Source organism: Actinorugispora endophytica (assembly GCF_004363075.1).
GTDB lineage: Bacteria > Actinomycetota > Actinomycetes > Streptosporangiales > Streptosporangiaceae > Actinorugispora > Actinorugispora endophytica.
Genome location: NZ_SNYN01000005.1, coordinates 203,659 through 218,593 on the forward strand (window position 1 = coordinate 203,659; position 14,935 = coordinate 218,593).

Sequence of the window (14,935 nt, forward strand, 5' to 3'; positions counted from 1 at the left end):
GCTTTCCCGGGCGCCGTTCACCGAGGATCGGCAGGTCGCGAGGGTGGACGGGGCCGGAAAGGGGCGAAGACACCCCGGCTGGGGCGTTCGCGATGTCCTGCGGCCTTCTAAAATCCGAAGTTGGCGCTGTGCCGGTGTGGCCGCGCTCGTCTCCGGACCGAGGAAGCCGCCCATGAGCACTGAACCCCCCGAGCCCTCCGATTCCCCCGAGCCTCCGGATCTCCTCCTCTCCGGTCGGTACCGGTTGTCCCGACTCATCGGCGAGGGCGGGATGGGGCGCGTCTGGGAGGGCGTCGACGAACTCCTGGACCGGCCGGTGGCCATCAAGGAGCTCACCATCAACGAGCACCTGCCCCCCAGGGAGATCGAGGTGATGCGGGCGCGGATGCTGCGCGAGGCCCGCAGCGCCGCCCAGCTCAGCCACCCGTCGATCATCACCGTGTTCGACGTGGTGGAGAAGGACGGCTTCCCGTGGATCGTCATGGAGCTCGTCCGGGGGCAGTCCCTCAGCGAGATCATCAAGGAGCAGGGGTCCATCAGCCCCGAGCGCGCCGCGAACATCGGCCTCCAGGTGGCGGCGGGCCTGGCGGTCGCGCACCAGCGCGGGATCGTGCACCGCGACATCAAGCCCGGCAACGTGCTCGTGGCCAAGGGCGACCGCGCGGTCCTCACGGACTTCGGCATCGCCCGTCTGGAGGGCAGCAGCCGCCTCACCCGCACCGGGAACCTCCTGGGATCGCCCAGCTACCTCGCGCCCGAGCAGGCGCGGGGCGAGGCCGCCGGGCCGGCCACCGACATGTGGTCGCTCGGCACCACCCTGTACGCGGCGGTGCACGGCTCCCCGCCGTTCCAGCGCTCCACCCCGATGGCGACGCTCACCGCGGTCGTGGTCGACGACGTGCCCCCGCCCCTCAAGGCGGGCCCGCTGCGGCCGCTCCTGGAGGAGCTGCTCGACAAGGACCCGGAGGGGCGGCCCACCGTCCACGAGGCCGCCGAGACGCTCCAGCAGATCGTCATGGAGGCGCCGCGCGGGGCGCTGGCCGCCCCCGAACCGCCGGTCCGGGCGGAGCGGACCATGACCATCCCGGTGGGGTCCGTGGCGGCGGAGCCCGAGGTCTCGGAGAACACCGACTCGCTGCCCGTCCTGCCGCCGGGGAAGGGGCGCGGCGGTGGCGGGCTCGGCCTCCTCGCCCTGACCGGGCTGGCGGTGCTGGTGGTGGCGGCGGTGATCGCGGCCGTGGTGCTCCTGGTCCCCCCTGCCGGCGGCGCCGACCCCGGCGGGTCGGACCCCGGTGGGGCGGAACCGTCCACCGGGGCCGTGCCCGAGGAGTCGCGGTCCGCGGTGGAGTCGGCCCCCGAGTCGTCCGCTCCGCCCGAGCCCAGCCCTGAGGGAGAGGAGGCGGACGACGACGAGGAGGAGGACGACTACAGCGGTCCGCCGCTGGACCGGCACGAGGACTCCACCGGCTTCTCCCTCGACGTCCCCGAGGACTGGGACGTCGACCGCGAGGGCAGCAGCGTCTTCTTCCGCAACCCCGACGGCGGCTACCTCCAGGTCGACCAGACCGACTCCCCGGGGCCCGACGCCAAGGCGGACTGGGAGGTCCAGGAGCAGGGCGCCGGGGGGCGCTTCCCGAACTACGACCTGATCGGGATCGAGGACGTCGACGACGCCTCCATGGACCGCTACGCCACCGCCGCCGACTGGGAGTTCACCTTCACCAGCGGCGACCGCGAGATGCACGCGGTGAACCGGGGCTTCCACACCGAGGAGAAGGGCTACGCGCTGTTCCTGGTGTACCCGGAGGACGACTGGGAGGACACCGGGGCCGAGATCCTCGACAGGATGTCCGAGAGCTTCGAACCGGCGGCCTGACAAGCCGGGCGGGGAGCAGGGCGAAGGGCCGGGACGCCCGCACGCGTCCCGGCCCTTCTATGGGGGGCTCAGCCTCAGGGCGAGCCGTTCCGGGTAAGTGTTCGGCCGCCGGACCGGGTCCGGCGGGCTCCCTCCGTGGTGTGAACGGTGGCCGCCCGGGTGGGAGGAGTGGGAGGACGGCCACCGCACAACGAGGGGATCTGTCGTCGACTTTTTGGGAGCGCTCCCAAGTGGTCGGTTCCCATTATTTGTGACTTGCTTCATATATGTCAATGGGTCCCGTGGGTCCGCTTTACGAGGATTTCGTTGACGGTCGTGGGCTTTCTGCCCGTTTCGGGGCCTTGAAGGGCGGAAAGCCCGTGATCATTCCGGGTGGGAGCGGGGCCGGCCCGCACCCGCCGCCGCCCGCCGTGACCTCGCGATCCGCGTGGCGAGAGGCCGAAGGACCCACCCGAAGCACCGGTGCGCGAAACACCCCCGCGCCGGCGCCTCCCTAGCGGCGGGTCAGGTACTTCCCGGCGGCCTCGGTGTAGCGTTCGCGGACCCAGGGGGTGGGGGCGGCCTCGAAGCGCTCGGTGCGGGACGGCTGCTCGGTCCAGTGCGGGGGCTCGCCGGCCCCCGAGAGGACCCAGGCGGCCTGGCGGGCCGCTCCGTCGGCGACGCGCTCGCCGGGGCCCGGGGCCAGCACGGGTACCCCGAACACTCCGGGGGCGATCCGGCGCACCGCCTCGGACCGCGCGGCGCCGCCGATCAGCCGGACGTTCTCGACCGCGACGCCCTGCGCGGCCAGGGCGTCCAGGCAGGCCGCCATCCCGCACAGCACGCCCTCCACCGCGGCCCGCGCGAGGTTCTCCCGGGTGGAGTTGGCCAGGGTCAGCCCGTGCAGCGCTCCCGAGGAGTCGGGCAGGTTGGGCGTGCGCTCGCCCTCCAGGTAGGGGACGAACACCAGCCCCCGCGCCCCGGGCTCGGCGCTCAGCGCCAGGTCGTCGAGCCCGGCCGGGGTCACGCCGAGCATCCGCGCCGCCGCGTCCAGCACGCGGGCCGCGTTGAGCGTGCACACCAGCGGCAGGAACGCCCCGGTCGCGTCGGCGAACCCGGCCACGAGCCCGCTGGGGTCGTTCGCCTGCCGGGCGGAGCGCGCGAACGCGGTGCCCGAGGTGCCCAGGGACACCACCACGTCGTCGCCCGCGGTCAGTCCCAGGGACGCCGCCGCGTTGTCGCCCGCGCCCGGGCCGATCACCGGTCCGCCGCCGCGCGCGACGGCCTCCGAGGGGCCCGCCACCCGGGGGAGCAGGACGTCGTGCCCCAGGGCGCGGGTCAGCAGGTCGCGGCGGTAGTCGTCGGTGCGCCCGTCGAAGTAGCCGGTCCCCGAGGCGTCGGAGCGGTCGGTGACGAGGTCGGCGATGTCGGTGGAGCCGGACAGCCTCCAGGTCAGCCAGTCGTGCGGGAGGCACACCGCCGCCGTCCTGGCGGCGGCCCCGGGTTCGTGCTCGGCCAGCCAGCGCAGCTTGGTGACGGTGAAGGAGGCCACCGGGACGGCGCCCACCGCCTCGGACCAGTACTCCGCCCCCAGCTCGGCCACCAGGTCCGACGCGGCCCCGGCCGAGCGCGTGTCGTTCCACAGCAGCGCGGGCCGGACGACCCGGCCGCGCTCGTCGAGGCAGATCATGCCGTGCTGCTGGCCCGCGATGCTGACCGCGTCCACGTCGTCGAGCCCGCCGGCCTCGGCCAGGGCCTCGCCCAGCGCGTCCCACCAGTGGGCCGGGTCGACCTCGGTCCCGCCCGGATGGCCGGACCGCCCGTTGCGGACCAGGCGGCCGGTCCCGGCGTCGCGGACCACGACCTTGCAGGACTGGGTTGAGGAGTCCACTCCGGCGACCAGTGCCATGACCCACCATTTCCGTCGAGCGGTTCGAACCGGCGCGCATCAACCTATCCGCTGCCGTGAGCCGGTGACGAGGGGTGCGGGCCGCCGGATCCGCCGACCGGCGCGGCTTCGGGGCGCCTCAGGCCAGCAGGCTCCGGGCCGTCTCCGCGTCGGTGACCACGGTGGAGACCAGCCCGCTGCGCAGCATCACCCCCACGGCCTCGGCCTTGTCCGGCCCCCCGGCCACCGCGATGACCTCGGGGACGGCGCGCAGCTGCTCGACGCCGACGCCGATCAGGCGGTCCGTGAGGGGGGTGCGCACCCACCGGCCCTCGACGTCGAACAGCTGGCCGGAGACCTCGGCGCGCACCCCCAGGTCCCGGTACTCCTCGCGCGCCTCCGGATCGAGGCTCTGGTAGACGGTGGAGCTCCGCTCGTCCCAGCCGCCGATGGCCACGACCGCCTTGGTCAGCCGGTCGAAGTGGGCGAACGCCGAGGCGATGCCGGGGTCCTCGCGCAGGGCGCGCGCGGTGGTGGCGTCGGGCACGATCAGCGGCGCGTAGATGGGGTAGGCGGTCCCGCCGGACAGCTGGGCGGCCCGGCGCACGGTCTCCACCGAGCCCTCGTCCCCCGTGCGGTGCGAGAAGACCCCGCCCAGCTGCACCGTCGTGCACCGCGCGAGCCGGGTCAGCTCGGCTCCCATGATGTTGATGGTGCGGCCCCAGGCCAGGCCGAGCACGTCGCCGTCCTCGACGATCTCGCCGAGCAGGTCGGCGGCCGTGGCCCCCAGCTGCTGGCGGGTCTGGACGGGGTCCTCGAACCCGGTCACGACGATGGCGCGGTCCAGGCCGTGGGCGGCGCGCAGCCGGTCGGAGAGGTCCGCGTCGATCTGCGAGGGCAGCCGGATGGAGATCCGGACGATGCCGGTGTCGCGGGCGATGTCGAGCGCGCGGGCCACCTTGAACCGGCTGAGCCCGAACTCCTCCGCGATCTCCACCTTGGAGCGCCCGTCCAGGTAGAACCGGCGCGCGATGGTGGAGACCAGGACGGTCTCCGCGGGCCCTCTGGTCGTGGCCTTCTCCTTCTGCGGGGGGTTCACCGGGGTGTCGGGCCGCCGCGCGTCAGGCGCGCTCATCTGATAACCAAACCGCTCATTCGCAAATCATACGTTGACATCCCGTTTCCGATGGGCTTTCAATGGCATCAATCAAATGTGTGATCTACCGCTCATTTGAGCGGTCTACCGTGGGAGTACGTGTGCGCGCAGCGATCATCGAACAGCCCGGTTCCATCACCGTCGGCGACCGCCCCGACCCCTCGCCCGCCCCCGACGGAGTCGTGCTGAAGGTGGGCGCCTGCGGGATCTGCGGCACCGACCTGCACATCGCCGACGGCGAGTTCCCGCCCAGCCCCTACCCGCTGGTCCCCGGACACGAGTTCGCCGGGGAGGTCGTCGCGGTCGGTGAGCACGCCCCCGGCGGCCTGCGCGTCGGCGACCGCGTCGCCGTGGACCCGTCGCTCTTCTGCGGCCACTGCCGTTTCTGCCGGGCCGGGCGCGGAAACCTCTGCGCGAACTGGGGCGCCATCGGCGACACCGTGGACGGCGCCTTCGCCGAGTACGTGGCCGCGCCCGCCGTGAACTGCTACCGGATCCCCGGGGAGATGACCTACCGGCAGGCCGCCGCCGTCGAGCCGCTGTCCTGCGCCGTGCACGGCGTGCGCCGCGTCGGCGTGCGGCCCGGTGAGCGCTTCCTCCTGGTCGGCGCCGGGACGATGGGCCTGCTCCTGCAGCAGCTGCTCCAGGACGGCGGGGCCGCCGTCACCATGGTCGACCGCAACCGCGACCGCCTCAAGATCGCCGCCGACCTCGGCGCCGTCGCCACCGCGACCGACGTCGCCGACCTGGGCGACGAGCGCTTCGAGGCCGCCGTGGACGTCACCGGTGCGCCGCCCGCCATCGAGGCCGCGTTCGGCGCGCTCCAGCGCGGCGGCCGCCTGCTCGTCTTCGGGGTCGCCGCCGACGACGCCCGCGTGGACCTCTCCCCGTTCCGCATCTACAACGACGAGATCACCGTCGTGGGCTCCATGGCCGTGCTCAACAGCTACGGCGCCGCCCTCGACCTCCTCGCCTCGGGCCGGGTGCGCGTCGACCCGCTGCTCAGCCACGCCCTGCCGCTCGGGGACTTCCCCGCGGCCCTCGACCTCATGCGCTCGGGAGCGGGCGTGAAGGTGCAGGTCACGCCCGGTACCGACAACTGATCCCGCGTCGGCAACGCCCCTGGAGGAAGGAGGACCCGATGCGCACGACGCTGCCCCCGCTCGCCGCGCTCTGCACGGGAACGCTGCTGCTCTCCGGCTGCGCCGGAGCCGGAGCGCTCCCGGCGGGCACGGACGGCACCACGCTCGTCATCGCCATCGTCGCCAACCCGCAGATGCAGGACGCCGTCTCGCTCCAGTCGGAGTTCGAGGCCGAGAACCCGGGCGTCTCCGTGAAGTTCGTCAGCCTGCCCGAGAACGAGGCCCGCGCCAAGATCACCACCTCCATCGCCACCGGCGGCGGCGAGTTCGACGCGGTCATGATCAGCAACTACGAGACCCGCCAGTGGGCCGGGTACGGCTGGCTGGAGAACCTCCAGCCCTACATCGACGCCACCGACGGCTACGACGACGCCGACTTCATCCCCTCCATCCGCGAGGACCTCTCCCACGAGGGCGACATGTACTCCGTCCCCTTCTACGGGGAGTCCTCCTTCCTCGCCTACCGCACCGACCTCTTCGAGGAGGCGGGCCTGGAGATGCCGGAGAACCCCACCTGGGACGAGGTCGCGGAGCTGGCCGCCGAACTCGACGACCCCGAGGCGGGGGTCGCGGGCGTCTGCCTGCGCGGCCTGGCGGGCTGGGGCGAGGTGCTGGCCCCGTTCAACAGCCTCCTCAACACCTTCGGCGGGCGCTGGTACGACGAGGACTGGAACGCCCAGCTGGACTCGCCCGAGTTCCGCGAGGCCGCCGGGTTCTACGTGGACCTGGTCCGCGAGCACGGCCAGGCCGGCGCGGCCAACAGCGGGTTCGGCGACTGCCTGAACCGCTACAGCCAGGGCCGCGCCGCGATGTTCTACGACTCCACCTCCATGGTCAGCACCGTCGAGGACCCCGACTCCAGCACCGTCGTCGGCCTGAGCGGCTACGCCCCCGCGCCCGTCGCCGAGAGCGGCTACGGGGGATGGCTCTACACCTGGTCGCTGGGCATCCCGGCCACGTCCGAGCACAAGGACGAGGCGTGGGCGTTCCTGTCCTGGATGACCGACAAGGACTACATCCGCACCGTCGGCGAGGAGTACGGCTGGCAGCGCGTCCCGCCCGGCAACCGCCTGTCCACCTTCGAGATCCCCGAGTACCAGGAGGCCGCCGGAGCCTACGCCGGCCCCATGCTCCAGGGCATCGAGAACGCGGACCCCGAGAACCCCGGGACGCGGCCGGTCCCCTACACCGGCATCGGCTTCCTCGCCATCCCCGAGTTCCAGGACCTGGGCACCCGGGTCAGCCAGCAGCTCAGCGCCGCGATCGCCGGGCGCGTCACCGTGGACGAGGCGTTGGAGCAGAGCCAGCGGTACGCCCAGACCGTGGGAGACGCGTACAAGGAGGAGGACCGATGAGCGCCGCCACCGGAACGGCGCCCGCGCCGCGCGCCCGCGCGGCCGAGCGCGCCCAGGGCTGGGCGCTGCGCGCGCCGCTGCTGCCCGCGCTGGTCTTCACGGTCGTCGTCACCCAGCTTCCGTTCCTGGTCACGGTCTTCTACTCGCTGCAGTCGTGGAACCTGCTGCGGCCCGGCTCGCGGACCTTCGTCGGCCCGGCCAACTACCTCGCCGTCTTCACCGACGCGCAGTTCCTCGGCGCGGCGTCCAACACCGTCCTGTTCACCGCCGCCTGCGTGCTGGTCTCGATGGCGCTGGGCGTCGGCCTGGCGATGCTGCTGGACCGCCGCTTCCCCGGGCGGGGCGTGGTGCGGACCCTGCTGATCACACCGTTCCTGATCATCCCGGTGGCCACCGCGCTCCTGTGGAAGACCACCATGTTCGACCCGGTGTTCGGGCTGGTCGGGTTCGTCCTGACCCCGTTCGGGCTGGGCGACGTGGACTGGGTGTCGCAGTACCCGCTCGTCTCGGTGGTCACCGCGATGGTCTGGCAGTGGACCCCGTTCATGATGCTGCTGGTGCTGGCCGGACTGCAGAGCCAGGGCCGCGACGTCATCGAGGCGGGCCAGGTGGACGGCGCGAGCCGGTGGCAGATGTTCGTCGGGATCACGCTGCCGCACCTGCGCCGCTACATCGAGCTCGGCGTGCTGCTGGGCTCGATCTACGTGGTCAACACCTTCGACACGATCTACATGATGACCCAGGGCGGGCCGGGCACCGCCAGCGCCAACCTGCCCTTCTACATCTACCAGCGGACCTTCCTCGGGTTCGACATCGGCCAGTCCGCCGCCATGGGCGTGGTCGTGGTCGTCGGCACCATCATCGTGGCCACGCTCGCGCTGCGGCTCATCTTCCGCTCGTTCATGTCCGCCCAGGAGGGGATCTCGTGACGGCCGAAGCCCTGGTGAAACCCGACGCGGCGGCCCCCCGCGCCACCCGGGCCCCCGCGCCGCCGACCGCCCGGCCGCGCCGCCGGGGCGCGGTCGGGGCCGCCGCCCTGACCACGGCGACCTGGGCGATCGCCCTGGTGTTCGTGTCCCCGGCGCTGTGGCTGGCGCTGACCGCGTTCAAGCAGGAGGGCGACGCGGCCACCGATCCGCCCAAGCTCTTCTTCGAGCCGACCCTCGACCAGTTCCGCACCGTACTCGCCTCGGACTTCCTGCCCTACCTGGGGAACTCCCTGACCGCGACGCTGCTCTCCACCCTGCTGGTGCTGCTGCTGGGCGTCCCCGCCGCCTACGCGCTGTCGATCCGGCCGGTCCGGCGCACCCAGGACGTCCTGTTCTTCTTCATCTCCACCAAGATGCTGCCGGTGGTCGCGGTGGTGGTCCCGCTGTACGTGGCCGCCGCCCGGCTCTCGATGCTGGACAACATCTGGACCCTGGTCGTCCTCTACACCGCCATGAACCTGCCCATCGCGGTGTGGATGCTGCGCTCCTTCTTCCTGGAGGTGCCCAGGAGCATCATCGAGGCGGCGAGCATGGAGGGGGCGGGGCTGCCCCGCGTGCTCTGGTCGGTGATGCTGCCCGTCATGGCGCCCGGGGTCGCCGCGACCGCGCTGATCTGCATGATCTTCTCGTGGAACGAGTTCTTCCTCGCGGTGAACCTGACCGCCTCGCAGGCCGCCACGGTGCCGGTGTTCATGGTCGGGTTCATCACCAGCGAGGGGCTGTTCTGGGCCCAGCTCGCCGCCGCGGCGACGCTGGCCTCCCTGCCCATCGTGGTCATCGGCTGGACCGCCCAGCGCCAACTGGTGCGCGGGCTGTCCATGGGGGCGGTGAAGTAGGGGCCGGGGGACGCCCGGGAAAACCTGTTGCGCGGAGACGGCCCGCCCGGATTCAATCGACCGGGCGGGCCGCCGCCGGATCCGACGGCGCCCGCGGTTCCTTCGTCCTCCGGGAAAGCGGTGAGTCTGTGGCCAGGCCTTCGGTGAGCGTCGTCCGCCTCCTCGGGGAGGGGCACCGCTCGGCCCGGTGACCGTACCGGTCGCCAATCCGATCCGGCCCCTCGCGGAGGCGGCGGGCGGCGCGACACGTCTGTCCCGTGTTCTCGCCCGACCTTTCCCGCAAGGAGCAACCCACCGTGTCACGACGACGCGACGACCGTTCCCACTCCCGTCCGCGCGCCCGCCAGGGCGCCGAGTCGTTCCGCTGCCTGCACTGCCGCCTCGACGTGTCCATGAGCGCGCCGGGCACCGCCCACCGCAACCACTGCCCGAACTGCCTGCACAGCAAGCACGTGGACGACCGCGTCCCGGGCGACCGGGCGTCGGACTGCCACTCCCGCATGGAGCCCATCTCCATCGCGGTGCGCGGCGACGGCGAATGGGTGATCATCCACCGCTGCACCGGCTGCGACGAGCTGAGCGCCAACCGGACCGCGGGCGACGACAACCCGCTGCTGCTGGTGGGCATGGCCACCCGCCCGCTCGCCAGGCCCCCGTTCCCCTTGGAGCGCCTGGCCATGCTCTGACCGGGCGAACCCCGCGAAGAAGGCCGCGCCCGGACCACTGGGTCCGGGCGCGGCCCCCACCGCCCCGCCGGAAGCCCGCTACTCCTTGAAGCCCCGGGCCGCCCGGGTGATGGCGGTCTCGACCGCTCCGACGCGGTCGGCGAGGAGGCCCACCGCGCCCACGGCGCGGGACAGGGGGTCGTCGTCCGCGCCGCCCAGCGCCCGGGCGCGGAGGAAGGCGGCCTTCACCTCCGCCCAGCGGGCCCGCTGCTCCTCGGTCATGCGGCCGCGCAGCTCCGCCAGCTTCAGCAGGTTGGCCTCCGCGCCCGAGGTGAGGGTCTGCGCCTCGCCCCGGTAGTGGTCGTCGATCACCGCCTCCAGCTCGGCGTCGTTCATCACCGGGACGATGCGCTCGGCCAGCTTGTTCATGTTCCGGTAGGAGCCCTGCAGTCGGAACGGCGGCTCCGTCCGCGAGGCGTCCGACTGCGCCGCCGACGCGATGTAGGCGCGGTTGTTGGCCAGCACCACCTCCTGGACCCGCAGCAGCTTGCGCAGCACCGACAGGATCTGGTCCAGCTCCACCGACGAGTACGGGTGCGCGAGCCGGTCGGGCCGCACGCCCTCGTCGCCGCGCGCCATGCGCACCAGGAGCCGCACGTCCCCGCGTTCGCGGGTGGACAGCGGGGCCAGCACCGGGTTGGAGGTCAGCGCGTTCTCGACGTAGCTCAGCGCGAACAGCTCCTCCCGTCCGCTCAGCACGTCGCCCAGGTTCCACACGTCGGCGCGGTTGGCGAGCATGTCCGGGACCCGGAACCGCTTGCCCTCCTCGGTGTACGGGTTGCCGGCCATGCACACCGCGAACCGCTTGCCGCGCAGGTCGTAGGTCCGCGTGCGGCCCTCCCACACGCCCTCCATCCGGCGCTGGCCGTCGCACAGCGAGATGAACTTCTGCAGCAGCTCCGGAGACGTGTGCTGGATGTCGTCCAGGTACAGAAGCACGTTGTTCCCGGCCTCCAGGGCGAACGAGATCTTCTCGACCTCCTGGCGCGCGGTCGCGTCGGGCGCCTCCGCCGGGTCCACCGAGGTCACCGCGTGCCCCAGCGACGGGCCGTTCACCTTCACGAACACCAGGCCCAGGCGGCTCGCCACGTACTCCATCAGCGTGGTCTTGCCGTAGCCGGGCGGGGAGACGAGCAGCAGCAGCCCCATCTGGTCGGTGCGCTTGGCGTCGCCCGCCGCCCCCAGCTGCTTGGCGAGGTTGTCGCCGATCAACGGCAGGTACACCTCGTCGAGCAGCTGGTTGCGCACGAACGAGCTCATCACCGTGGGCCGGTACTCGTCCAGCCGCAGCCGCGCGCGCTCGGCGGCCACCAGTTCGTTGCGCCGCCGCTGGTAGGCGCGGTACGCGGGGACGCGCTCCGCGCGGAAGAGCCGGGTACGCTCCAGGGTCTCGTCCAGGCGCAGCTCCAGGCGCCGCCCGCGCACGCGCGGGTGCGCCCCGAGCAGCCCCTCGACCACCGTCGACAGCGGGCCGTCGCACTCGTACCGCTCCAGGTCCGGGGCCAGTTCGAGCGCGACCGCCTCGGGCAGGTCCGCGTCCTCGCCGGGGCGCTCCGCAGAGGCCAGGTACGCCCCCAGCCACGCCGCCACCAGCTGGTGCCGCGCCGCCAGGTCGGGCCCCAGCGCCGCGAGGTCGGCGTCGAGCTCCCCGCGCGCGGCCACGCCCAGGCTCCGGCGGAACCGCTCCACGAGCGAGCGGGCGCCGGAGCCCGCCGCGAACCCGGCGGGACCGGTCCCCGAGGCGAGCTCCTCGAACAGGTACTCGCCCGCCTGGGAGGTGCCGTCGGCGTAGGCGGCGGTGAGCCCCGCCCCCTCCAGGAACACCGCGACGGCCGCGCCCAGCTCGGCGGACAGCTCGCCGACCGCGCCGCCGCGCCCGAAGCCGAACACCGAGCGGGCCCGCGCCAGCGAGCGCGCCCGCGTGGCCCAGGACCGCTTCGCCGCGTCCCGCGCGCCGAACGCCCAGAACAGCTGCGCCGCCGCGCGGGCGGCGCGCGGGTAGCGCAGCAGCCCCGCCCCGCCGTGCAGCCGCAGCAGCGCACCCAGGACGAGGGCCGCGTCGTGGTCGTGGACGCCGCGCTCGTACCCCTCGTCGTAGCGGGACTCGGCGGCCCCGCGCACCACGGCCAGCAGCGCGTCGGGGTCCTCGGCGGCCTCGCGCAGCGCCGCCGCGGTGGTCCCGCCCTCACCCGCCTCGGCGTCGGCCAGGACCGCCGCGGCCAGGAACTCCGCCCGGTACACCTGGGGCGTCTCCGACACCAGGTGCTGCTCCCAGAACGGCCGGGTCTCGTCGAAGCCCTCGGCCGCCACCGGCGAGCGGTAGTCGGTCCCGGTGATGCTGAACGCCATCCGCCCGTCGTGCGGCACCAGCGTCAGGTCGAGCGGCTGGGTGTTCACCGCGAACCGGTGCGGCCCCAGCCGGACCGACTCGCCGCCGTCGGTGAACAGGTCGAGGCGGTCGCGCAGCGCCCGGCCGGCCTCCTGGCGGGCCGACTTGACCCGCCCCTCGACCTCCTCGGCGCGCACCTGGTCGCCGAGCGCGCGCAGCTCGTCGGCGGTGGAGCGGAGCCTGGCCACCATGGGGTCCGAGGCGAAGTAGGTGTTCACCTCGTCGACGGAGCCCAGCGACGCCGCCCGGCGGCGCACGCTGCCCAGGACGCGCTCGGCGGACTCGGCGAGCCGGTCCGCGCGGCGGACGCGCTCGTCCAGCAGGGCCTGCTTACGCCCGCTGAACGCCTCGTAGACGTCCTCGCGCTTGGCCTCCAGCTCGTCCAGGAAGTCGTCGAACTCCCCGAAGCGCGACTCCAGGTTCTCCACCTGGAGCATCAACCGCCCCAGCTGCTCGTCGCACGCCTCGGGGGTGTCGGCCATCGCGATCGCGCCGGTCACCGCCTGGCCCAGCAGCGCGAACTCCGCCGCGAACGCCGCCCGCCCCTCGGCGGCCAGCAGCTCCCGGCGCCGCGCGGCCAGGGTGGCGCGGGCCCGGTTGACCGAGCCCAGCACCTCGCCGATGCGCTCCAGGATGCGCGTGCGCACGGTCGCGTCGGCGATGTCGAGCGAGCCGACGACCTCGGTGACGGTCTCCAGGCCCTCGGTCTGCTCGGCTAGCCGTGCCTCGACGGGCGCGGCGTCCGCGACGGTGGCGATGGCCTCGGCCCCGGCGATCAGCGCGGCCACGTCGGCGTGGTAGCCGGTGAAGGCGTCGTCCCCGCTCAGGAACTCCACCGCCCGCCGCCCGGCCGAGGCCAGGTCGTCCACGAGCGTCCCGGCGAGCGCGTCCAGCCGGCCGGTGTCGACGTAGCGCAGCTCGCGCAGCGTCTCCAGGCGCCCCTGGGACCGGCGCAGCTCGGCCAGGCGGCGCACCCACTCGTCCGCCGAGGCGGGCGCCTCGCCGCGTACCCGGCGCACCAGCGCGGTGACGTCGCTCCCGGCCTCGTCCAGGGCCGCGGCCGCCCGCGCGGTCAACGACTGGACCTTCTCGAACTCGTCCAGCACCTGACCGGCGGTGGCCCGCACCCGGGTGAGCGGTTCGCGCAGGTCGCCCAGGTCGGCGTCGCCCAGCCAGTGGTACTGGTCCAGGGTCCGCCGGCAGGCCGCGATCAGCCCTTCGAACACGCGGGCGGAGGGCGCCATCTCGTCGACCATCCGGGCCACCGACAGCGCGTCGGAGACGCCCCGGACCAGGTCGGCGTTGCCGACCCGCTCCAGCGGGCCGGTGCCCACGGGCTGGCGGGCGGCGTAGGCGTCGGACTGGAACGGGGTCCGCCACACCTGCATGGGGTGGACCCGGGTGGGCTCCTCCGACAGGGCGCGGAACACCACCATGGTCCCGTCGTCGAAGACCGAGTACCCGTGGCAGGTGATCGGGTTGGCGACCTCCTTGCGGATCACGTTGTACGGCAGCAGCAGGCTGCGGCCGTCGGCCCGGGAGTGGAAGACGTACAGCACGTCCTCGCCGTTGGGCGAGCGGACCAGCTGCTGGAACTCCAGGTCCGCCACGTCGGTGTCGAAGGTCCTGGCCACCCCGGTGGACAGGTAGAAGCCGCCGGGGAAGATCAGGCCCTGGTCCTCGGGCAGCCGCTGGCAGGCCTGCCCGATGCCGTCCAGGCGGACCACGTCCCGGGTGCGCGTGTTGAACACCAGGTACCGGTGCTCGGTCTCCTTGTAGGGCAGGACGCGCAGCAGGATGAGCGGGCCCACCCGGGCGTGCGCGACGCTCGCGTCGGCCAGGCTCTGCAGCGGCTCGGCCACCGGCTCGCTGTAGACGCCCTCGCCGGTCTCGGTGTTGTTCTCGACCTTGACGGTGAGGTCGCCGCCGACCGTCTCCACGAACAGCTCGTCGGCGATGGAGATGTGCGGGTGGCGGCCGACGACGTGGTCCTCGCGGGTGGCCTCCACCCAGGCGAGGTCCTGCCGCGGCGGGAAGACGTGGTCCCGCTCGCCCTTGTTGTCCAGGTAGGACAGGCCCCCGTCGGGGCCCACGCGCCAGCGCAGCACCCGGATGTCGGAGGTGGCGGGCCCGGTCTGGAAGACCGCCAGCAGCCGGCCCTCGACGCGGCGCAGCTGGAGCAGCCGGGTGTCGCGGAAGTACCGGTACAGCTCGGCGAAGTCCTTGCGGAACCGCTCGTCGTCCAGCAGCTCGGGCAGTTCGCCCGGACCGGCGTCGGCGAAGGCGAAGGCGTCGTCCTCGGACGTGAAGCGGTGCAGCGAGAGGACGTCCTCGACGCGCGTCTCGGACCTGAGGCCGATGAAGACGTTGTAGCCGAACAGCATGAGGCCGCCCGCGGGCACGATGTCGCGCGGCACGCAGTTGTGCGCGGTGCGGATCCGCTCGGTGCCCAGCAGCGTCAGTTCGGTGCCGCCGAAGACGCCCAGGCGCGCGGCGTTCAGCGCCTCGGCGCGCCGGGCCAGCTCGGCGGCCTGCTCGCCCAGCCGGGCCCGGAGCACCTCGAAGGTGCCCATGTCGAGCCCGGCCCGGTCGTCGTCCGG

The 14,935-nt window shown here is 73.3% G+C and carries 9 protein-coding genes; 6 read left to right on the top strand and 3 right to left on the bottom strand.

Annotation, left to right across the window (positions count from 1 at the left end):
• The first annotated feature begins 172 nt into the window (after window positions 1–172).
• Window positions 173–1,876: a protein kinase domain-containing protein gene (locus EV190_RS09830; protein WP_133741174.1), complete on the top strand. Its 1,704-nt coding sequence runs from the start codon at window positions 173–175 to the stop codon at window positions 1,874–1,876.
• A 493-nt stretch (window positions 1,877–2,369) separates the two neighbouring features.
• Here the strand turns inward: EV190_RS09830 and xylB are convergent, their stop codons facing one another.
• Both xylB and EV190_RS09840 read right to left on the bottom strand, forming a co-directional pair.
• Window positions 2,370–3,764: a xylulokinase gene (gene xylB / locus EV190_RS09835; protein WP_133741175.1), complete on the bottom strand. Its 1,395-nt coding sequence runs from the start codon at window positions 3,762–3,764 to the stop codon at window positions 2,370–2,372.
• Window positions 3,765–3,882: 118 nt separating this feature from the next.
• The gene (locus tag EV190_RS09840; RefSeq protein ID WP_133741176.1) at window positions 3,883–4,878 is read right to left on the bottom strand and encodes a sugar-binding transcriptional regulator; all 996 of its coding nucleotides are present in this window, start codon (window positions 4,876–4,878) and stop codon (window positions 3,883–3,885) included.
• Window positions 4,879–5,000: 122 nt separating this feature from the next.
• Between EV190_RS09840 and EV190_RS09845 the strand changes: the two genes are divergently transcribed.
• The 5 genes from EV190_RS09845 (at window position 5,001) to EV190_RS09865 (ending at window position 9,907) form a co-directional block, all read left to right on the top strand.
• The gene (locus EV190_RS09845) at window positions 5,001–6,002 is read left to right on the top strand and encodes a zinc-dependent alcohol dehydrogenase family protein (RefSeq protein WP_133741177.1); all 1,002 of its coding nucleotides are present in this window, start codon (window positions 5,001–5,003) and stop codon (window positions 6,000–6,002) included.
• A gap of 38 nt (window positions 6,003–6,040) precedes the next feature.
• Window positions 6,041–7,396 carry an ABC transporter substrate-binding protein gene (locus EV190_RS09850; protein ID WP_133741178.1) on the top strand — a complete coding sequence of 452 codons (1,356 nt, stop codon included), beginning with the start codon at window positions 6,041–6,043 and terminating at the stop codon, window positions 7,394–7,396.
• On the top strand, window positions 7,393–8,325 hold the full coding sequence (locus EV190_RS09855; RefSeq protein ID WP_133741179.1) for a carbohydrate ABC transporter permease: 933 nt from the start codon (window positions 7,393–7,395) through the stop codon (window positions 8,323–8,325). The genes EV190_RS09850 and EV190_RS09855 overlap by 4 nt, the downstream gene beginning before the upstream one ends.
• Window positions 8,326–8,339: 14 nt before the next feature.
• Entirely contained in the window at window positions 8,340–9,221 is an 882-nt protein-coding gene (locus EV190_RS09860) for a carbohydrate ABC transporter permease (protein ID WP_394345513.1), read from the top strand.
• A gap of 296 nt (window positions 9,222–9,517) precedes the next feature.
• Window positions 9,518–9,907, top strand: a complete 390-nt coding sequence (locus EV190_RS09865; protein WP_133741180.1) for an RNHCP domain-containing protein — start codon at window positions 9,518–9,520, stop codon at window positions 9,905–9,907.
• 78 nt (window positions 9,908–9,985) lie between these two features.
• Here EV190_RS09865 and EV190_RS09870 read toward each other — a convergent pair whose 3' ends face one another.
• On the bottom strand, window positions 9,986–14,908 hold the full coding sequence (locus tag EV190_RS09870) for a DNA repair ATPase (RefSeq protein ID WP_133741272.1): 4,923 nt from the start codon (window positions 14,906–14,908) through the stop codon (window positions 9,986–9,988).
• Between the last annotated feature and the right edge of the window lie 27 nt (window positions 14,909–14,935).